Annotated in this window: 20 protein-coding genes; 10 read left to right on the top strand and 10 right to left on the bottom strand. The window is 58.7% G+C overall.

Going from position 1 to position 20262, the window contains the following annotated elements:
* Positions 1-37 precede the first annotated feature (37 nt).
* Entirely contained in the window at positions 38-1069 is a 1032-nt protein-coding gene (locus tag BFW87_RS07665) for a PDDEXK nuclease domain-containing protein (RefSeq protein WP_078739313.1), read from the top strand.
* A 146-nt stretch (positions 1070-1215) separates the two neighbouring features.
* Here the strand turns inward: BFW87_RS07665 and BFW87_RS07660 are convergent, their stop codons facing one another.
* Positions 1216-4398 (bottom strand): hypothetical protein, encoded by a 3183-nt coding sequence (locus tag BFW87_RS07660; protein ID WP_078739312.1) that lies wholly within the window; start codon positions 4396-4398, stop codon positions 1216-1218.
* Positions 4399-4735: 337 nt separating this feature from the next.
* Positions 4736-5368 carry an isochorismate family cysteine hydrolase YcaC gene (ycaC, locus tag BFW87_RS07655; protein ID WP_078739311.1) on the bottom strand — a complete coding sequence of 211 codons (633 nt, stop codon included), beginning with the start codon at positions 5366-5368 and terminating at the stop codon, positions 4736-4738.
* Positions 5369-5703: 335 nt separating this feature from the next.
* Here ycaC and BFW87_RS07650 point away from each other — a divergent pair, with 335 nt between their 5' ends.
* From BFW87_RS07650 to BFW87_RS07610, 9 genes are all read left to right on the top strand, one after another.
* Positions 5704-6285, top strand: coding sequence for a YjfI family protein (locus BFW87_RS07650; RefSeq protein WP_176159723.1), 582 nt, complete (start codon positions 5704-5706; stop codon positions 6283-6285).
* A 17-nt stretch (positions 6286-6302) separates the two neighbouring features.
* Positions 6303-7001 (top strand): PspA/IM30 family protein, encoded by a 699-nt coding sequence (locus tag BFW87_RS07645; protein ID WP_078739309.1) that lies wholly within the window; start codon positions 6303-6305, stop codon positions 6999-7001.
* A 59-nt stretch (positions 7002-7060) separates the two neighbouring features.
* Positions 7061-7621: a rhomboid family intramembrane serine protease gene (locus BFW87_RS07640; protein ID WP_078739308.1), complete on the top strand. Its 561-nt coding sequence runs from the start codon at positions 7061-7063 to the stop codon at positions 7619-7621.
* Positions 7622-7690: 69 nt separating this feature from the next.
* Positions 7691-8725, top strand: a complete 1035-nt coding sequence (locus tag BFW87_RS07635) for an ion channel (protein ID WP_078739307.1) — start codon at positions 7691-7693, stop codon at positions 8723-8725.
* Entirely contained in the window at positions 8712-9374 is a 663-nt protein-coding gene (locus tag BFW87_RS07630) for a DUF2491 family protein (RefSeq protein WP_078739306.1), read from the top strand. Before BFW87_RS07635 ends, BFW87_RS07630 begins: the two co-directional genes overlap by 14 nt.
* A 15-nt stretch (positions 9375-9389) precedes the next feature.
* On the top strand, positions 9390-9818 hold the full coding sequence (locus BFW87_RS07625) for a DUF350 domain-containing protein (protein WP_078739305.1): 429 nt from the start codon (positions 9390-9392) through the stop codon (positions 9816-9818).
* Between the two features lie 18 nt (positions 9819-9836).
* Positions 9837-10550 carry a DUF1190 domain-containing protein gene (locus tag BFW87_RS07620; RefSeq protein ID WP_078739304.1) on the top strand — a complete coding sequence of 238 codons (714 nt, stop codon included), beginning with the start codon at positions 9837-9839 and terminating at the stop codon, positions 10548-10550.
* A gap of 9 nt (positions 10551-10559) precedes the next feature.
* Positions 10560-11717, top strand: coding sequence for a glutathionylspermidine synthase family protein (locus BFW87_RS07615; protein WP_078739303.1), 1158 nt, complete (start codon positions 10560-10562; stop codon positions 11715-11717).
* 332 nt (positions 11718-12049) lie between these two features.
* Positions 12050-12274: a DUF6124 family protein gene (locus BFW87_RS07610; RefSeq protein WP_078739302.1), complete on the top strand. Its 225-nt coding sequence runs from the start codon at positions 12050-12052 to the stop codon at positions 12272-12274.
* Positions 12275-12549: 275 nt separating this feature from the next.
* On the opposite strand, the gene BFW87_RS07600 is transcribed toward BFW87_RS07610, so the two are convergent.
* The 8 genes from BFW87_RS07600 to eat all read right to left on the bottom strand — a co-directional run bounded on the left by BFW87_RS07600 (position 12550) and on the right by eat (position 20229).
* The gene (locus BFW87_RS07600; protein ID WP_078739301.1) at positions 12550-13323 is read right to left on the bottom strand and encodes a LexA family transcriptional regulator; all 774 of its coding nucleotides are present in this window, start codon (positions 13321-13323) and stop codon (positions 12550-12552) included.
* A gap of 213 nt (positions 13324-13536) precedes the next feature.
* Entirely contained in the window at positions 13537-14064 is a 528-nt protein-coding gene (gene ppa / locus BFW87_RS07595; protein ID WP_049711351.1) for an inorganic diphosphatase, read from the bottom strand.
* Positions 14065-14157: 93 nt separating this feature from the next.
* A complete protein-coding gene (locus tag BFW87_RS07590) occupies positions 14158-14988 on the bottom strand; it encodes a zinc-dependent peptidase (protein ID WP_078739300.1) in 831 nt (276 codons plus the stop codon).
* Positions 14989-14997: 9 nt separating this feature from the next.
* Complete coding sequence (locus tag BFW87_RS07585; RefSeq protein ID WP_078739299.1) at positions 14998-15651, bottom strand: DedA family protein; 654 nt, start codon at positions 15649-15651, stop codon at positions 14998-15000.
* 303 nt (positions 15652-15954) lie between these two features.
* Entirely contained in the window at positions 15955-16413 is a 459-nt protein-coding gene (locus tag BFW87_RS07580; RefSeq protein ID WP_078739298.1) for a GNAT family N-acetyltransferase, read from the bottom strand.
* A 93-nt stretch (positions 16414-16506) separates the two neighbouring features.
* Positions 16507-17352 carry an ethanolamine ammonia-lyase subunit EutC gene (gene eutC / locus BFW87_RS07575; protein ID WP_078739297.1) on the bottom strand — a complete coding sequence of 282 codons (846 nt, stop codon included), beginning with the start codon at positions 17350-17352 and terminating at the stop codon, positions 16507-16509.
* Positions 17349-18743 carry an ethanolamine ammonia-lyase subunit EutB gene (locus BFW87_RS07570; RefSeq protein WP_078739296.1) on the bottom strand — a complete coding sequence of 465 codons (1395 nt, stop codon included), beginning with the start codon at positions 18741-18743 and terminating at the stop codon, positions 17349-17351. The genes eutC and BFW87_RS07570 overlap by 4 nt, the downstream gene beginning before the upstream one ends.
* 52 nt (positions 18744-18795) lie before the next feature.
* Complete coding sequence (gene eat, locus BFW87_RS07565) at positions 18796-20229, bottom strand: ethanolamine permease (protein ID WP_078739295.1); 1434 nt, start codon at positions 20227-20229, stop codon at positions 18796-18798.
* Positions 20230-20262 lie beyond the last annotated feature (33 nt).

Below are 20262 nucleotides of genomic sequence, written 5' to 3'. Positions count from 1 at the left end.
GCGAAGCCCACGCCACGAACTCAAGAGTGAAACTGGCATGAGTGAAACCTCCATCGGCTTGAGCGCGCCTCCTGCGGGGTACAGCGATTGGCTGAGTGACCTTAAATTCCGCATCCACACAGCCCAGCAGCGTGCGACGCTGGCGGTTAACCGTGAGCTGGTGTTGCTCTACTGGCAAATTGGCAACGATATTTTGACCCGCCAGGGTGAGCAGGGTTGGGGTAGCAAGGTTATTGATCGTCTCTCTCAGGATCTACGTGCAGCGTTTCCCAAAATGAAAGGCTTCTCGCCACGTAACCTCAAATACATGAGGTCTTTTGCCGAGGCGTGGCCGGCCTCGGAATTTGTGCAAGGGGTGCTTGCACAATTGCCGTGGTACCACCAGCTAGCTCTCCTGGACAAACTCCCCGGCCCGGAAACCCGGCGTTGGTACATTGCTCAGGCGATCGAACACAACTGGTCCCGTAACACACTTGTGATGCACATCGAAAGCCGCCTCTTGGAACGCAGTGGCAAGGCAGTCAGCAACTTTGAAAGTCATCTTCCCAAACCCCAATCAGACCTGGCGCGGGAGTCGCTGAAAGACCCTTATCGCTTTGACTTTCTCAGCCTCGCCCTGGATGCGCAGGAGCGCGACATAGAAAACGCGCTGATCAAACACGTCACCGACTTTCTGTTGGAATTGGGCGCCGGGTTCGCCTTCGTCGGCCGGCAGGTGCTGCTGAATGTGGGCGGTGATGAGTTCTTCGTTGACCTGCTGTTCTATCACTTGAAGCTGCGTTGCTATGTCGTCATCGAACTCAAGGCAGGAAAATTCAAGCCAGAACACTTGGGCAAGTTGGGTTTCTACCTTGCAGCTGTGGATGCCCAGCTCAAACATCCGCAGGATGGGCCGACGATTGGCCTGCTGCTGTGCAAGGGCAAAAATGAAGTGGTCGCTGAATACGCATTGCGCGATAACAATCGACCTATCGGCGTTGCGGAATATCAGTTGGTGGAGTCTTTGCCTGCGGAGCTGCAAACAAGTTTGCCAAGCATTGAACAGATTGAACGGGAGTTGGCGGGTTAGCGAAGGTCAAAGCGATACCTGTGGCGAGGGAGCTTGCTCCCGCTGGGCCGCGAAGCGGCCCCAAAGATGGGACTGCTACGCAGTCCAACGGGAGCAAGCTCCTTCGCCACAGGTACGGCGTTTACACGCAACTCACGATATGCGCATCAAGCCGGTTTCTTGCTCCCCGTATCCATATCCGTACTGCCCCAAGGCCGCCAGTCATCGGTGTGGCGTTCACTGCCATGCGGGCCGCTGGAGCTGGTGCCGCCTGCGAGGAATTTCTCCCACAGGTTTTTGCTCTCGGGGTCGCCGTCTTTGTGCAGGTGAGGCGCCAGGCGTGCCAGCGAGCTGCCTTTTTTGTCTTCGGACTCCTTGAAGTGTTTCCACTCGTCCGACTGATATTCGAACATCGACTTGTCGTCCGGCGTGTCCCGGCCGCCGTACATGTAGCTGGCGTAGCGGGCGTATTCGAGCTTGTCGCCCCAGTCGTCCTTGGTCACGCCGGCGGCAGCGAGGTCCTTGAAGAACTGGCCTTGGGAATCGGTGAGCTTTTGCATTTTGGCGTGCTCGACCGCCTCGGCAATCAGGGTGCCTGCAATCCCGAAGATCACACCTGCCACGGCGAAAACCGGCCCAGCAATACGGGCGCCCATGGCGAGCCCGCGTATAACGGTCGAGGCAACATCACCGGCCAGTTTCCCTGCCAGGTGGGCGCCTTTGGGGGCGAACATCGAGATCGTGTTGGAAATGGCCATACCGGTACCGGATGCACCCCCACCCAGTGTGAAGGCGGCGTCGGTTTTTTCCAGTGCGGTCTTGGCATTTTTCAGTTTGCGCGCGCCGGAAACGATGTCCATCACGCCGCCGGTCAAATCCAGGCCGGAGCCCCCCATAAAACGCAGGAACGAGCGCCCGGAAGCGATTGCAATTTCGGATTTTGAAGCCGGGGTTCCTTTGCCGGGGATGTCCTTGACGCCCATCTGTTCACCTAAGGACTTGGCAGCGTTGTCGTACTCCTTAACCTCATCGGCCGACAGGTTGCCCACGTCGAGTTTCTTGAGGGTTTCGGAAGATTCCTTCACTTGGGTACTGATGGAAGCGGCCAGTGCGTCAGATTTTTCAGTGGCTTTCTTGCCCCAGATATCCGGCAGGTTCTCATCGATCAGGCCGAGCCATTCAGTGGCTTTGATTTTGGGCGGGCCTTTACCGTCTGTGTCCACGGCAGGGTCATAGGTTTTTGTGCCACCCAGGGTTTCCACAATGTTCGAACCGAACTTGAGGAAGTCATTGGTAAAGCTCAAACCGGAAACCAGGTCTTTCGCGGCAGCGATTTTCTGGTCGTCGGTCATGTTGCCGCCGCCATTGGCGAGCTGCAGGGCGCCGCTGACCAGGCTCATCGTGCCGGCCATGGCACTCAGCCCGCCGGTGGAGCTGGCGGTGTGCAGCATCGTCTTCAAGGAACCGGCGGCCGCTTCGCGGTTGGCACCCAGGCCTTTCAGTTGAGTATCGACGATCTTGTCGATGGCTTTCGGGTCGCCGCTGGCCGCCGCGATCCGAATGGCCGCGGAGATCTGTTTGTTTTCCCCCGGGGTCAGCCCTTTGATATGGCCATCAAGGATGTCGATTTCATCCTTCATCTTTTTGTACATGTCGTACGCTTTGTCGCCCTTGTCCAGGGCGCCCAGCGTGGCGTTGATACCGCCCTTGACCATGGTGAACGTGGCTTTCAGCCCGCTTTCGGCATTTTCCGGCGACACCTTGTCGGGGTTTTCCATGTAGGTGTTGAGTTGGTGCGTCATCATGTTCTGGTCGAACGTCTGACGGCGCGCCGTGTAGCTGTCCGGTTCCAGGATGCGCAGCGACTCGAAATACCGGTCTACGTCCAACTCCGCCGTTTCGGACTTTTTCGGATCACCTGAATCGTTCATGGCAATCACGTACTCTTCAAAGTTCAAGTTGGCATCACGGGTACCGTCCTTGAACAGTGCAGGGAATACTTGCTCGCGGACTTCACTCAAACGCTCTTCGGACAAGCTGCCGACACTTTTCTTTAGTTCAGCGTCGTAACGGTCCTTAATGCCTTCTTTGCCCATAAGAGTGGAAATTTCTTTGGCGAGTTTGTCCTCATCGACCATTTCCTTGACGTCTTTGCCATTCAGTTTGGTCGGGCTCTTATCGGTCTCACGGTAAGTGCCGCTGCCCAGGTTAATGCTCTCTGCATAACCGTAAAGATCGTAACCAGTGTCGAGCGCCGCCTGGGCGTCCATCAACTTGACGATCTTCGCTTCGTCCGAGTCTTCGGTCAGCTTGCCGCTCTTGATGTCATCACGGATGGCCTGCACGAAGTTCTCGGCAGTTTGGCCACCCACGGTCTTGTCGTTGGGCAGCTCCATGTCCATCAAGCCTTCGGCGCCAAAGGTCGGGATGTTGTATTTGTCACGCAAGGCCTGCACGTCCTGAGGCTCATCCGGCGGCGCGGCCTTGTCGGTATGGGTTTTGTCTTTGACGTGAACCAGGTCGCCCTTGAGGCTGGAATAACCGTATTTGCCGAAGTCCTGCAAGCGCCCGGCCTCGGTGCCGTGGCGGGCTTGTTTTTTGGAGGTGAAGCCATCGATCTTGTCGTTGTCTTTGTCCCGGGCGTCGTAGCCGGTCAGCATCTTGCCGTTTTCATCAAGGCTGACCACATGTTCCAGCACCTGGGTGGCGCGGTAGGCGGCGTCGGCATCGTTCTCGAAATCACCGACCTGTTTCTTCAGGTTTTCCTTCACATCGCTTTGGTTGCCGAGGTTTTTCAGCAGGGGGGTAGCGTCGATAATTTCCTTGGCCGAGCGCGTGTCGCCGTCGGGGCGTTTTTGTTGGTCGCCCAGGTCCGACTTCACCACCTCGCCGCGCAGGCTGGAGTAACCGTACTTGCCGAAGTCCTGCAGGCGGCCGGCCTCGGTGCCATGCCGGGCTTCGCCGTCCTTGGTAAACCCGTCGATGCTGTTGTTGCCGACATTCTCGCCATCAGTGAGCTTGCCGTTTTCGTCGATGTATTCGACGTGCTCCACTACCTTGGAGGCGCGATAGGCCGCGTCGGCGTCTTTTTCATAATCACCGACTTGTTTCTTCAGGTTGTCCTTCACTCCGCTTTGATTGCCCAGTTGGGCGAGCAGCGGCGTGTCCTTGATGATTTGCTCTGCCGAGCGGGTATCCCCTTCGGGGCGTTTCTGGCCTTTGCCCAGCTCATCCGTCGGCTTGGTTTTGGGCGTCGTGGCGGCGTTTTTAACGGACTTTTCCCAGGCAGCGACCGTGGTTTTATCAGTGCCCGTGGCGTCCTTTGGGGTGGGTTCTACCTTCGCTACCATGGTCATTCTCCTGAGTTAATTGTCGCGCCGAAAGCGCCGCCAGCACGCGTCTAAACGTGTTTATTCTTTTAATGCGAACAGGGCTCTACAACTTCCCGGGCAAGTGCCCGGAACTAATTAGTCAATAACAAGAACCTGCCGCTAGTTGCTCAGCGGCTGTAGGTGAACGCTGTGAATCAAGGTGATTTGGAACTTAGCACGGGGCATTCACCAATTCGCAAAGCCTTCACAACAATTCACAACGGCGGTCACCATTTTAGAACGTTGATGGAGTAATACCGGCCCACGCAAAAAAGCCCGCGCATCAGCGCAGGCTTGTTGTAGAGCGGGGTGTGGCTTAGTTCTGACGTGCGGTCAGCGCCGCGTAACCGTTCATCAGGTTGCGATAGTTCGGGATACGCTGGGACAACAGATTGCCCAAGCCTTCCATATCGTTGCGCCAGTCGCCTTGCAACTCACACGCCACCGAAAACCAGTTCATCAGTTGCGCACCGGCCTGCGTCATCCGGCTCCACGCCGCTTGTTGCACCGTGGTGTTGAAGGTGCCCGAGGCGTCGGTCACCACAAAGACTTCAAACCCTTCCGCCAGTGCTGACAGCGTCGGAAACGCCACGCACACGTCCGTGACCACGCCGGCAATGATGATCTGCTTGCGCCCGGTGGCCTTGACCGCCTTGACGAAGTCTTCGTTGTCCCAGGCATTGATCTGGCCAGGGCGAGCGATGTACGGCGCGTCCGGGAATATTTCCTTCAGCTCCGGTACCAGCGGGCCATTGGGGCCTTGCTCGAAACTGGTGGTGAGGATGGTCGGCAGGTTGAAGAACTTGGCCAGGTCAGCCAGGGCCAATACGTTGTTCTTGAACTCGTTGGGCGAGAAGTCCTGCACCAGGGAAATCAGGCCGGTCTGGTGGTCGACCAGCAACACGATGGCGTCGTCTTTGTTCAGGCGGCTGTTGGTTGGAGTGCTCATGGTTGAATCCTTTTTTGTTTAAGTGGGTTTGGCGTTGCTTTCAACATGGGCACAGATTAATGGGTGGGCTCAGGAGGATAAATCGGCTCTGATGAGTAATACCGTCAACTCATAGGAGACAATCAGAATAAAAGTAAGACAAAAAATCTCACGCGTGAGCTATTGAGCCTTTCCAGAATTGCCTGTAGATTTTCTCACGCGTGAGTTTTTCACAACGAGGTCAGTACATGAAAAGCAGCTCTCCATCGAGCCCGTCGGAAGGGCCCGAGACCGATTCAGCAAGCCTTCAGGGAGAGCGCTTGAAGCCGTCCGCGAAAAAACCGTCGAGCTTTTATATGAAGCAGATGCGCGCGGGCCTGGCGGCTGCCGGTTATGTGAAACACGAGACTTGGGTGCTTCCCGAAAACCGAAGCCTGCTCAAGCAGATGGAGAAACAGCTTCGCCAGCCGATTCTGGCTGGCTCATTCATGTCGGAGAATTTCATGAGCGCAGGTACCAACTGGAATATCGATCGCCTCTTCAGCGCGCTGCAGGCCCTGGACGACGTGGTCTCCAATGACATTACGCTTTCTCTGGTTCAAGGCTCCGAGTCCAGCATCAAGCTGGAAATGAACGACTTCGGTGGCTTGCCGATTTACATCGCCGTGGTGGGCGAGCAAATCATCGTCGACACCGTGCTGGTGGACGTCGAGTCGATCAACGACGTAACGGCGTTCAACGACGCCGTGCTGCGCAGCCGGGAAATGTTCCCGCTGTCATCGATCGGCATCGAGTCCATGCCAAACGGGCAAGTGGTTTACAACATGTTCGGCGCATTGAGCTCCGACTCCAGCCTGACCAACATCGTGACCGAGGTGAAAACCCTGGTCGACAACGTGCAGCGCGCGAGCGAAGCCTTCGAACGTTTCTTCAATTAAGTATTCGGGAGTATCCAATGACTCAGTCCATCTGGAGCAAATTGTTCACCGCGCTGCGTGGCGGTGCCAGCGAAGTCGGCGAATCAATCGTTGATCAACAGGCCCTGCGCATCCTTGACCAGGAAATTCGTGACGCCGACACCGCGCTGGCCAATGCCAAGCGTGAGCTGGTCAGCATCATGGCCAAGCACAAACTGGCCAATGATCGCGTTGGCGAGTACGACGCCAAAATCAAGGACCTCGAGTCCAAGGCGATGGCCGCCATCCAGGCCAATCGAGAAGACCTCGCACTGGAAGTCGCCGAAGCCATTTCGACCCTGACCAACGAGCGCGACACCGAGCAAAAGCAGACCACCGAATTCGGTGGTTACGCTGAGAGCATGCGCAAGGACATCACCAAGGCCGAAAGCCGGATCAAAAGCCTGCGTCAGCAAGTGGACATGGCCAAGGCGCGCGAAAGCGTACAAAAGGCTCAGGTCAGCGCGTCCATCGCCAGTGGCGGTGCCAACGGCAAGCTGGAAACCGCCGTCGGTACGCTCAACCGTTTGCAAGCCAAGCAACAGCAGCGCGCCGCTGAGCTGCAAGCCCAGGACGAATTGGCTGAGGCTTCGACGGGTACTGATCTGGAGCGCAAACTGCGCGAGGCCGGCATCACGCCGGACACCGGCAGCGCCAATGCGATTCTGGAACGCCTGAAGCAAAAGTCGGCTGAGTAAATAAAGCCGCAACAGGAGGGGCCTATTCTCGGCCCTTCCTTTTTTATATCGAGGTCAGGATGGACGCCCTCAAGGGTTTCAAGACAATCGCAGGCCTGGCCCTGTTGATGGTTGCACTGCAACTGTTCAACGTGGCGACCGGCTACAGCCTGATGGCCTTCGGCCTGATCCCGAGAACGGTGCAAGGGCTGTTCGGCATTCTTACCTCGCCGTTTTTGCATGGGTCTTTTGCTCACCTGAGCGCGAACCTGATTGCCTTTCTGGTACTGGGCACCCTGGTGATTATCGAAGGGTTCAACCGGTTCGTTACCGTCAGCACGATCATCATTCTGCTGGGCGGCTCGCTGGTCTGGCTGTTTGGTTTTTCCGGCGTACACATCGGTGCCAGCGGCTGGGTGTTCGGGCTGTGGGCCTACTTGTTGTCGCGCGCCTGGTTTCACAGGAGCTGGGGCAACCTGATCACGGCCGGTGTGGTGGCGCTGTTGTATGGCGGCCTGGTCTTCGGTTTCCTGCCGCGTCAGGGTGTTTCCTTCGAAGGCCATCTTTTTGGGGCGTTCGCCGGATTTATTGCAGCCAAGGTACTTCTCTCCACGCCGCGCAGCAGGTTTAATGCCGGCTGAACGCACTTGAGCCTCCCGACGTTGAGGTGACGGCGTCAGGAACCAGGTACCCAGGGAGTCAGGGGCGAAATGTCGATTTTCCTTTTGTTGCGCATGTATGCCTCCTCTCTCTTTCACCGTTTCGGTTGGGCAGGGCTGGTCATCGCCTTGGGTGTTCACCTGAGCACGGCGTACCTGGGCCTGATACTTCTGGGCGAGCAACACCTCACCGCAGCCGCCACGTTTATTTACTTCTACCTCACCACCACGCTCACTGTCGGCTATGGCGACCTCGCGCCGCAGACTTCCGCCGGGCGAATTTTCGTGGCCACCTGGATCATGCTCGGGGGCATTGCGCTGCTCACGGCAGCCATCGGAAAAACCACCACCAGCGTTATCGATGCATGGAGAAAAGGCATGAAGGGCAAAGGTGATTTCACCGGCAAGGTCGGCCACACGGTGCTCATTGGCTGGGAGGGCGCGTCCAGCGAGCGAGTCATCGAGTTGTTGCTTCAGGACGAAACCTCGAACGACAACCTGATCGTCATCTGTGACTGCACCCTCGAAGAAAACCCGATGCCAGGCAAAGCGGCATTTATCCGCGGTGAAAGCCTGTCCTCCACCGCGTTATTACTGCGCGCAGGTGTGCCCGGTGCCGAGCGCGTGCTGGTGCGAACCCCGTCCGACGACCTGACGCTGGCCACCGTGCTGGCGGTGAATCAATTGAACCCTGTGGGGCACGTCGTCGCCCACTTCAATGAAAGTGAAATTGCCGCACTCGCCAGCTCCTATGCGCCCCGCCTGGAATGCACTTCAAGCATGGCCATCGAGATGCTGGTGCGCGCCTCTCAGGACCCGGGCTCGTCCGTGGTTATCAATGAACTGCTGTGCGTGGGCCAGGGCGCCACCCAATACTTGATGAGATTGCCCGAGGCATTTGAAGCCACGTTCGGCGATCTGTACACGCAGATGAAAGAACGCCACAACGCCACCCTCATCGGCTATCGCGCCAAAGGTGCCCAGCAACCGTCGATCAACCCGCCCAGCGCCACACGCGTTGAAGGCGGCGAACTCTTCTATATCGCCTCCACCCGCCTCAAGGAAATCTCCCATGGGATGGCTTAAACAGTTGATGGGGCTTGAAGCCCCGAATGCGAATACCGAATCGAAACTGGCCGTGCCGGTCACCGGCCCGCTGGGCCTGGCGCCGGGCAAAGGCGTGATATTCGACGCGACCCTGAAATTGTTGCTCGATGAGAAAACCTCGGTGGTCATCCCCGGCGCCCAGGAAATCTGGAGCAACGGCACCGTTGACCTCGGCCAGTCCACCTGGCTGTCTCGCTACTACATGAATGACGAGGATTACTGGCTGCAGGTGCACACCACGGGCGACATCGCCGGTCAGGTCGAGTCGGTGATCCTGTTCAACTACTTGAGTTACGTCACCATCAGCAGCGAAGCGGAACTGCGACGGCTGGCCGGGCCACAGAGCCCTATCGGCTTGCCGACCTACACCCACAACGGCGTTGAATACGCGCGCGTGTGGGGCAGCGAGGCTGGCCAGACAGAACTGGTGGCGATGACTGAACAGGTGATCAATCCCGAAGAGTCCTACAGCGTCGAGCACCGTTCGATGCTGTACGCCCGCGACACCGGCCTCACCGATCGTCGAGAGTTTCTGCTGTTTTCCGTCGAAGAGGACGCCGAGGGCACTGTCAGCCTTAGCACGTCACTGGGTATTTCGCTGTACACAACCGACTTGAATGCGCTCTAAAAAAGGAAGAAACACATGCTAGAAGCTCTCTCCATTTCCCTGAACAAAGCCGCCGTGCTCGGGTTTGTCACCTACCTGCTGGGCGCCGCCGTACTGTTCGGCCTGTTCCAGTTCATCTACACCCGCGTCACCCCGCACAAGGAGTTCGAACTGATTCGCGCGGGCAACGTCTCGGCGGCGGTTGCCCTGGGTGGCGCCATCATCGGTTTCGCGATTCCGGCCAGCAACGTGATTGCCTACTCCATCAGCATCCTCGACTTCGTCGTGTGGGCCGTCATCGCCGCCGTCGTCCAGTTGTTGGCGTTTCTGGTGACCAGCCTGGTGCTCAAAGGCACTTCCGAGCGCATCAAGAACGGCGAGCTCGCCGCCGGCATCTACGTGGCCGCCGTGGCCATCAGCGTCGGCATGCTGAACGCCGCCTGCATGACGCCTTCCCAGAACTGATCCCGTACGGAGCTCCCGATGAAACGAAGCAAGTACGTTCAGCTGTCGCTGGCAGCGTCGGTCGCCATGGCGATATCCGGCTGTGGGCCGACGGAAAAAACCTACGATGTGCAGAAGAAATACAACTTCCAGTCCGTGCAGCAATGCGCCGATGAAAAGCTCCCGGTAGACGTCTGCTCGGACGCCTACATGACCGCCATGGCCGAGCACCGCCGCATCGCCCCGGTGTACGACAGCCAGGCCGAGTGCGATGCCGACTTCGTCGCCGACTGGTGCCAGCAAGACTCCACCGGCAAGTTCATCCCCAAACTCGGCGGTTTCGAACTGACCGCTCAAGGCCAGGTGACCCAATCCCAGGTCGACGCGGCCAACGCTCAAGTGGCTGGCGCGCAAGCCAATGGTGGCGGCTCAGGCTTCTCCACCACCAGCCTGCTGACCGGGCTGCTGATCGGCAACATGCTGAGCAACAATCGCAACAGCTACCGCTCCGAGCCGGTGTATCGCTACCGCGATGATCGCGGCAATTACGGCTCCTCAACGCTCAACCAGCGTGCCTCGAACGGCGCGACCTTCGGCCGCTCGAACCAGGCCCGTTACGGCAGCAGCAATTACTCGAACACGCTGCGCTCCTCCAATACGTCGAGCACCGTCTCCTCGGCCACCTCCCGTGGCGGCTTCGGCAGCAAAGCCAGCGCCCGCAGCGGCTGGGGCGGCGGCGGGTCGAGCAGTTAAGGAAGGGCCATGAAGAAAATCCACTGCGCAGAACGTCACGACTGGAAACAGACCGCCGACAGCCTCGGCTTTCTGTTCCACACCATCGACGACGAACCCTACTGGGACGAAAGCGCGTACTACCAGTTCACGCTCCAGCAAATCGAGCGCGACCTCGAAGACCCGACGACCGAGATCCATGCCATGTGCATGGACCTCGTCGCCCGCGTGGTCCACAACGAAGAACTGCTGGAACGCCTGAGCATCCCCGCGCCGTTCTACGACATGATCCGCACCTCCTGGCTCGAAGGCCACCCGCACCTCTACGGGCGCATGGACTTCTCCTACAACGGCACCGGCCCCGCCAAACTGCTCGAACTCAACTACGACACCCCCACCAGCCTCTACGAAGCCGCCGCGTTCCAATGGGGCTGGCTGGAACAATGCATCGAGCGCGGCCTGCTGCCCAAACACGCCGACCAATTCAACAGCATCGACACCAAACTGCACCAGGCCTTCGCCCAGTTGCAGGTCAACCAACCGTTCTACTTCGCCTCGATGAAAGACTCCATCGAAGACAAAGGCACCACCGACTACCTGCGCCTCGTCGCGGAAAAAGTCGGCATCGAATCGCGCCACATTGACATTGAAGACATCGGCCTCACCGCCGAAGGCCGCTTTGTCGACCTCGAAGATCGCTGGATTCCCCACCTATTCAAACTGCACGCCTGGGAGTTCATCTTCCACGAACCCTTTGGCGCCGCGATTGCCGAGAGCGATACGCAGTTTTTTGAGCCCGCGTGGAAATCCATCATCTCCAACAAAGGCATCCTGCCGCTGTTGTGGGAGTTCAACAAAGGCCACCCGAATCTACTCGCGGCACACCTGGATACCGACCCGGGCAAAGCCGTGCCGAAAGGTTGGGTGCGCAAGCCGTTCTTCTCGCGGGAAGGAGCGAATATCGAGCTGCAAACCGCCGACGGGCTGATCGTGAAAGAGGACGGGCCCTACACGGACGCGCCGTTTATCCTTCAGGAGTTTGCGCCGCTGCCACGGTTTGGGGACAGCTACACGCTGATTGGGTCGTGGGTGATTGGTGATCAGGCGGCGGGGATTGGCGTGCGGGAAGATAATAGTTTGATTACCAAGGATTCGAGTCGGTTTTTGCCGCATTTGATATTGGATTGAGGCCTGAGTGTTAAGGGCCAGCAGGGCTGATCCCTTTCATTTGCAGGACGTTTCCGAGAGAATCCCAAGTGCATTGCGCCAGCGAAATTCCGGGACTAGGCTGCGGTCCGTCACTGACTATTCAGTGATCGGGTTTAGTCGCCCGGATTCGATTGGCGCATTAGCACTCATGAGTCAGGCACCCCTTCGCCTGCATCTTATGGTGGCTGTGCGCAGGGCACCTCCGGGTGCGCCGGGTTCCCAATCGACCGGTCGACTAACCTGCGTACAGCTGCCGCCTTTCGTTTAGTCGCGTGTCGTGGCAGCTCCAAATTATCGATTGGAGTTTGGCTATGGATAATGTTGTTTCGGATTCGCCTGCGAACCCATTTACCGTCAATGAAGAACTGAGCTTCGAAGACGCGTGGGTACGTGTGGCTGAGTTGCTGCAGTGTGCGGTGGCGACATCGCAAGCGCTTGGCGAACCGCTGGGTGCGCCGCATAGGGCGGTGATGCATTTGGTGGAGATGGCGAAGATGGTGGCGGATCGGGCGGTGGAGTGTTTGCAACCCACGTAAGGCGAGCCGCTTTTAATTGGCCACTTGTCCAACAGGCTGTTGGACAAGTAGGCCACACTTCTTGCAGACATTAAAAAGCCGGCTTGTGGCCGGCTTCTCGGGGACTGCTTCAGCTTGTTTTTGACAAACCTCACCAGCCTTCAAATCGCTCAGCCTACGTCACGTCGGGCTGAATAGTAGGGGCATCCGCGGGAACTCCTCCGCTTCGCCAGGCAGGGTGGATAGCCTTGAGCCACCCCCTGCCAAATGTGGGCCGCATGATACCCGCATTCACCTCAGTTGCCCACCTCCGGATCCGGTTTAGAGCCTTCCCAGCCCAATAAATGCTCATCCAGCGGCACCGGTGGGCGGCGGTTGTTGAGGGTGGACCACCAGAACACCCAGCCGACGATCTGGAAGTCCTCTTCGAAGCGTTGTTCGTGGGTGAGGTATTCGTCGGGGTGTTCGCCGGTGTTGTGGCTGCGCATGCGCAGGCCGCCGCCGGGGCGGTTGTAGAGGTATTTGATGCGTAGCATGCCGCCGTGTTCGACGGCGTAGATTTCGCCGTCGATGATTTGGGTACGGCCAGTGTCGATGCCGAGGGTGGCGCCTTGCTGGATGATGTCGGTCATGCTGTTGTCGACCATGTAGGCGCCTACTGCGCGGTCGGGGTTGATGTTGAGGGTTTTGAACGTGTGCAGGGTGACGCGGATGCGTTCGACGGAGGTGAAGGTAGGGTGGAGGGGGATTTCCACGTCGGTGCTTTCTGGGCGGTTGATTGGGCCTGTGAGGTATTTGCCCGCGTCTTCGCGGATGGGGATCACGTTCCTTGTGTCGTGGCCTTCGAGCAGGAAGTTGGCCGGTGGGTGTTTGGGGCCTTCGCCGGTGCGTAGCCAACGGCTGGAGATGCACAGCAGTTCTGCGATCTCGTTGAGTCGGCCCATGGGCACGCCGCGTTTGAACCAGTTGTTCACGTGTTGAGGCGTGACACCACGGTTCTTGGCGAAGTCGGAGGCGGAAAGATGAACTTCCCGAAGTAGTGCTTTTAGTCGATCACCTGATGTATTCATAAACGCAGAGTTTACCGGCCGGAAAACTCCATCAAATAAACCATGCGTTGAATTGCGCGCGTAGGAGTTTGCTTAGTTGTAGCCTGATTTATCAGTTATAAAACTTAGTTGAACGTTGGGTGTTAAACATTGAACCGGGTGTTTAATTTTTCCCACAAAAAAAGCCCCGAATGATCGGGGCTTTTTTGATTGCCGGGGCAATGAGTAGCGGTATCAGCCTTTGTAGGCAGCGACCGACTTCATGATCTCGGCGCGGGCGGCTTCTGCGTCGCCCCAACCGTCGATCTTCACCCATTTGCCTTTTTCGAGGTCTTTGTAGTTCTCGAAGAAGTGTTTGATCTGCTCCAGCAACAGTGGCGGCAGGTCGGTGTATTCCTTCACGTCCACGTACAGCTGGGACAGCTTGTCGTGTGGTACCGCGATAACTTTGGCATCGCCGCCGCCGTCGTCGGTCATGTTCAGGATGCCGACCGGGCGTGCGCGGATAACCGAGCCTGGGGTCACCGGGTAAGGGGTTACCACCAGCACGTCGAGGGGGTCACCGTCGTCGGCCAGGGTGTTCGGGATGAAACCGTAGTTGGCCGGGTAGAACATCGGGGTGGCCATGAAACGGTCAACGAACAGGCAATCGCTGTCTTTGTCGATTTCGTATTTGATCGGCGCGTGGTTGGCCGGAATTTCGATGGCGACGTAGATGTCGTTCGGCAGGTCTTTGCCAGCCGGAATCTTGCTGTAGCTCATTGGGCGATGCCCCCGTAGTTGGCCATGAAACATGGCCGGATTGGCCTAAAAGTGGCGGCGATTATAGGCATATTCTGACGCCGATGCCATGCGTCAGACGTCGTACGGCGCGTGGCGTTCCGTCTGATACCGCACGTCGCTGGCCTGCAGTCGGGTGAGGCGGGCCAGGGGATCCTGGCGATAAAACTGACTCAGTTGCGCGTACACCTGTGGATAAGTGCTGACCAGCAAATCCGGGGCACTGAAAAAATACTCGCTGGTGACGGCAAAGAACTCCGCCGGGTTTTCGGCGGCGTAGGGGTCTATGTCGGTATCGGCGTCCGGGTTGGCGTCGAGCTGACGGTTGAGGTCGTCAAACGCGCTCTGCATCACGCTGGCCCAGTCTTGCACGCGCATGTCGCTGTGCAGCGGCGGCAGGCCGTTGGCATCGCCGTTGAGCATGTCGAGCTTGTGCGCGAGTTCGTGGATCACCAGGTTGTAACCTTCCCAATTGCCACTGGCGAGCACGCCGGGCCAGGCGAGGATCACCGGGCCTTGCTGCCACGCTTCGCCACTGTGTTCGCCTTCCCACTCATGTTCCACGCCACTGGCGTCGCGATGGCGCTGGGGGCTGAGGAAGTCGTCGGGGTACAGCACTATTTCGTGGAAACCCTGATACCAGTCGAGGTCGCCGAGGTTCATCAGCGGCAGTTGTGCCTGGGCGGCGAGCAGCAGGTGTTGTTCCTGGTGCAGGTCGACGCCGGGCAGGGCGGTGAGGTGTTTTTCGTCGAGGAAGACTACGCAGGCTTCGCGCAGCCATTGGTCTTGCTCGGCGCTGATGCCATCGAGAAAGGTCAGGTGCTCGCGCACCCGCTGCCAGGTGTCATCGGCAATCGGGTGCTTGGCCAGCAGGCGCCGGCGACGCCAGGCGCTGAGGGACCACACGGGCAGTGCTTACGACTTGGCTTCGGAGGACGTGCGACCGAAGCGGCTGCGGACCACACCGATGATCATCGGCACCAGCGACAGCAGGATGATAAACACCACGAGCAGCGACAGGTTCTTCTTGATAAACGGCACGTTGCCGAAGAAGTAGCCCAGGGTCACGAGGCCGCCGACCCACAGGATGGTGCCAAACACGCTGAACCCGAAGAAGCGCGGGTAAGGCATTTTGGCGATACCGGCGACGAACGGCGCAAACGTGCGCAGGATCGGCAGGAAGCGCGCCAGGGTCACGGTTTTGCCGCCGTGTTTGTCGTAGAAATCGTGGGTTTTTTGCAGGTAGTCGCGGCGGAAGATTTTCGAGTTCGGGTTGCTGAACAAGCGTTCCCCGGCTGTTCGTCCTATGACGTAGTTGGTGCTGTCGCCGAGAATCGCCGCCAACATCAACAAACCGCCCAGCAACACCGGGTCCATGCCGCCGCCGGCTGCGATGGCGCCAGCGATGAACAGCAAAGAGTCACCCGGCAGGAAGGGCATGACCACCAGCCCGGTCTCGCAAAAAATGACCAGGAACAGAATGGCGTAAATCCACACTCCATAGTTTCTCACCAGCATGTCGAGGTAAACATCGAGATGCAGGATAAGGTCGAGCGGGTTGAAATCCATGTAGGGCACCTGTGTGAATGGCCCGGCTCAGCAGGCCTGTGCGGGGGCGTCGGGTAATAAGGCTACAAGTGTATGCCCAATTTCTTACAAGACTGAAAGGTCCGCATTATACGGATTGAGTCGTGAAAAGCGTGTTGGTTTTGTAGCGGGGGATGTCGCGTTTATCAAGGATGTACACGGAACAAAATGTGGGAGCTGGCTTGCCTGCGATGGCGGCGTGTCTGTGACATGGGCGCTGACTGGTCCACCGCTATCGCAGGCAAGCCAGCTCCCACAGGGATTTGTGGTGATTGTGGTGTGGGGTCAATCTTCGCTGATCGGCAACGTATAGTTCTTGAACTCCGTGTCCTCACGGAACCCGATCGACTCATACGTCTTCTGCGCCACTTCATTGTCACTGCTGGTCGACACCCGCAACCGCACGGCCTGGGTGTCCTTGGCCATTTTTTTCGCGGTGCGCATCAGGTTATCCGCCACCAACTGCCGCCGGGCGTCTTCAGCCACGTAGATGTCATTCAGAATCCAGACGCGTTTGAGCGATAAAGACGAAAAACTCGGATACAGCTGACAAAACCCCAGCAACTTCTTGTCATCATCATCCGCCAGCGCCAGGTAAATCACCGATTCCTTGCGTCGCAGGCGCTTTTCCAAAAAGTCCCGCGACGAGTCCGGGAATGGCAACGCCCCATAGAACTCGCGGTATTTGACGAAGAGCGGGGTCAACAGGTCCAGGTGTTCCAGGGTCGCTTGAGTAATCCGCATGCCAGGCCTCAACTTCCAAAGGGGGGGATGACCACACAAGCGGCCGTGACTCGATGCTGCCTAACGTCGCGAAAAAGCGCAATCGTGCAGCGATCAGTCATCCGGTGAGCTGAGCAGGAAATTGCCCTTCATCAGGTCAGGATCATCCGACTCAATCGTCTGAACCTGCGCCTCGTCCTTGAGATTGACCCCCGACAGCTGCCGGCGACACGCCTCCTTCATCAAGTAAAGCAGGCGATGCGCTGCCATGCCGTAGCTCAAGCCTTCCAGGCGCACGTTGGAGATGCAGTTACGGTAGGCGTCGGTGAGGCCGACCTTGGGGTTGTAGGTGAAATACAGGCCCAGGCTGTCCGGCGAGCTGAGCCCAGGCCGTTCGCCGATCAGGATCACTACCATCTTGGCACCGAGCAATTGGCCGACTTCATCCGCCACCGCTACGCGGCCCTGTTCCACCAAAATCACCGGCGAAAGGGACCACCCTTCGGCGTGGGTCTGTTCTTCCATGCGTGTCAGAAATGGCAGCGTGTGTTTATGCACGGCCAGTGCCGATAAACCATCGGCGACCACCACGGCCAGGTCCACGCCGCCGGGGTTGGCGGCGGCGTAATTGCGCAGGCTCTGGGCGGATTCATCACTCAACCGCCGCCCGAGGTCCGGGCGCTGCAAATACATATGACGGTCGACGGCCGCGCTGTGCAGCAACACGCTTTCGCGCCCGCGTTCGGCCATCTGGCTGCTCAGGCCGGCGTGGTCGAAGGGCAGGTGCACCGCGTCGCGTGCCTGGGCGTGGGCGAACTGAAAATCCAGCTGTGCGCTGGTGGGGATGCTGGTGCCGGTGCGGCCCAGGGCGATGCGCGCCGGGGTCAGGCGGCGCAGTTCCAGCCACGGGTTTTCAGGCGTGGTTTCAAGAGGTTCGACGTGCACGGGCGGCTCCTTCATCCCAATTGCGCCAAGGCTTGGCGAAACGCTGGTGGCAGGCTGTTGCCGAAATGCACCTTGCCGTCGGCTTGCGTGAAGATGCCCATTTTCGCCAGCCACTGTTCAAACTCCGGCGCCGGTTTTAAACCCAATGTTTGCCGGGCGTACAAGGCGTCGTGGAACGAGGTGGTCTGGTAGTTGAGCATGATGTCGTCGGAACCGGGGATGCCCATGATGAAGTTGATCCCGGCCACGCCGAGCAGGGTCAGCAGGGTGTCCATATCATCCTGGTCGGCTTCGGCGTGGTTGGTGTAGCAGATGTCGCAGCCCATCGGCACACCGAGCAGCTTGCCGCAGAAGTGGTCTTCAAGGCCCGCGCGGATGATCTGTTTGCCGTTGTACAGGTACTCCGGGCCGATAAATCCTACAACCGTATTCACCAGAAACGGTTTGAAATGCCGGGCCACGGCGTAGGCGCGGGTTTCGCAGGTTTGCTGGTCGACGCCAAAGTGCGCGTTGGCCGACAAGGCGCTGCCCTGGCCGGTTTCGAAATACATCAGGTTGTTGCCCAGCGTGCCGCGATTCAGGCTCAAACCCGCCTCGTAACCTTCCTGCAGCACGCTCAGGCTGATGCCGAAACTGGCGTTGGCGGCCTCGGTGCCGGCGATCGACTGAAACACCAGGTCCAACGGCACGCCCCGGTTGATGGCTTCGATGGAGGTGGTGACGTGGGTCAGCACGCAGGCCTGGGTCGGGATTTCGTAGCGCTGGATGATTGCGTCGAGCATTTCCAGCATGGCGCAGATCGAGGCGATGCTGTCGGTGGCCGGGTTGATGCCGATCATGGCGTCGCCGTTGCCATACAACAGCCCATCGAGAATGCTGGCGGCAATGCCTGCCGGTTCATCGGTGGGGTGGTTGGGTTGCAGGCGGGTCGACAGGCGCCCGCGCAGGCCCATGGTGCCGCGAAACTGCGTGACCACGCGGATCTTCTGGGCCACCAGCACCAAATCCTGCACGCGCATGATTTTCGAGACGGCCGCCGCCATTTCCGGTGTAAGACCCGGCGCCAATGTGCGTAGGGAGTGTTCGTCGGCCGCGTCACTGAGCAGCCAGTCACGCAGGCCGCCGACGGTCAGGTGGCTGACCACGCCAAACGCCTGTTTATCGTGGGTATCGATGATCAGTCGGGTAACTTCATCGCTTTCGTAGGGAATCAGCACTTCTTCGAGAAAATGTTTCAGCGGGATATTCGCCAGCGCCATCTGCGCCGCCACGCGCTCGCCGTCGTTTTGCGCGGCTACGCCAGCGAGAAAGTCACCGGAGCGCGCAGGGCTGGCCTTGGCCATCACGTCCTTGAGGCTGTCAAAGCGGTAGGTCTGTGCACCCACCGCGTGGGAAAAGCTTGCCATACAGTGTCTCCTGGGCGACGCAGGCCAAGGCCTGCGTCGAGGTTTTCGGCAGTTAGTGCAAGGCGGCCTCTGCGGCCTGGATCGCCGCGAATTCCTCTTCCGGCGTGCCTGCTACCAAGTGATGCCGGCTGTAGAAAGCAAAGTAAGCAATTAATACTCCATAGATGATCGCCGCGCCAATAACCACGCGCGGGTCCACCAGAAAGCCCGCCACCACGGCCACGCAGGCCAGTACCAGCGCGACGCCCGAAGTAAAAATGCCACCCGGCGTGCGATACGGACGGTCCATTTTGGGGCGGCGGATGCGCAGGGTGATGTGCGCGGCCATCATCAGTACGTAGGAAATGGTCGCGCCAAACACAGCCACGAGAATCAGCAAGTCGCCCTGGCCGGTCAGTGACAGGCCGAAACCGATAATGCCGGGGATCACCAGTGCCAGCACTGGCGCCTTGCTCTTGTTGGTTTGCGACAGCTTGCGCGGCAGGTAACCGGCGCGGGACAAGGCGAAAATCTGCCGCGAATAGGCGTAGATAATCGAGAAAAAGCTCGCGATCAATCCAGCCAAGCCCACCAGGTTGACGAAGCTGCCCATCCAGGTTGAACCGCCGTAGGACAGCGCCAGCGCTTCAACCAGCGGGTTGCCGGATTTGATCAGCGCGTAAGTGCCCGCGCCGCCCGGTGCAATCACCAGAATCAACAGGGCAAAACTGGTCAGCACCACAATGGCGCCGATCAGGCCGCGTGGCAGGTCGCGTTTCGGGTTCTTGGTTTCTTCGGCGGCCAGTGGCACACCTTCGACGGCGAGGAAGAACCAGATGGCGTAAGGAATTGCCGCCCACACGCCAACGTAGCCGAACGGCAGGAACGTGCTGGCGCCCTTGGCCTCGGTCACCGGAATATCCAGCAAGTTGGCCACATTGAAGTGCGGCATCATCGCTACCAGGAACACGCCCAAGGCAATGGCGGCGATCGCGGTGATCACAAACATCAACTTCAAGGCTTCGCCGACGCCGAAGATGTGGATGCCGATAAAGATGATGTAGAACGCCAGGTAAATCATCCAGCCGCCGATGCCGAACAGCGACTCGCAATACGCGCCGATAAACACCGCGATGGCGGCGGGGGCGATGGCGTATTCAATCAGGATGGCGGTGCCGGTGAGGAACCCGCCCCAAGGCCCGAACGCGCTGCGGGCAAAGCCGTAGCCGCCGCCCGCGGTGGGGATCATGGAAGACAGTTCGGCCAGGGAAAAACACATGCACAAATACATGGTGGCCATCAGGAGCGTGGCGAGGAACATGCCGCCCCAGCCACCTTGGGCCAGGCCGAAGTTCCAGCCGGCATAGTCGCCGGAGATCACGTAAGCAACGCCGAGGCCGACCAACAGCACCCAGCCGGCGGCGCCTTTTTTCAGTTCGCGTTGTTGGAAATATTGAGAATCGACTTTTTCGAAGTCGACGGAAGAGCCAGTGGGTTCGCTAGGCATGGGAAAGTACCGTCCGTTCTTATTGTTTTTAAT

The sequence above is a fragment of the Pseudomonas fluorescens genome, from assembly GCF_002022275.1.
Taxonomy (GTDB): Bacteria; Pseudomonadota; Gammaproteobacteria; order Pseudomonadales; family Pseudomonadaceae; genus Aquipseudomonas; species Aquipseudomonas fluorescens_AJ.
This window is presented reverse-complemented; position numbering and strand designations above follow the sequence as displayed.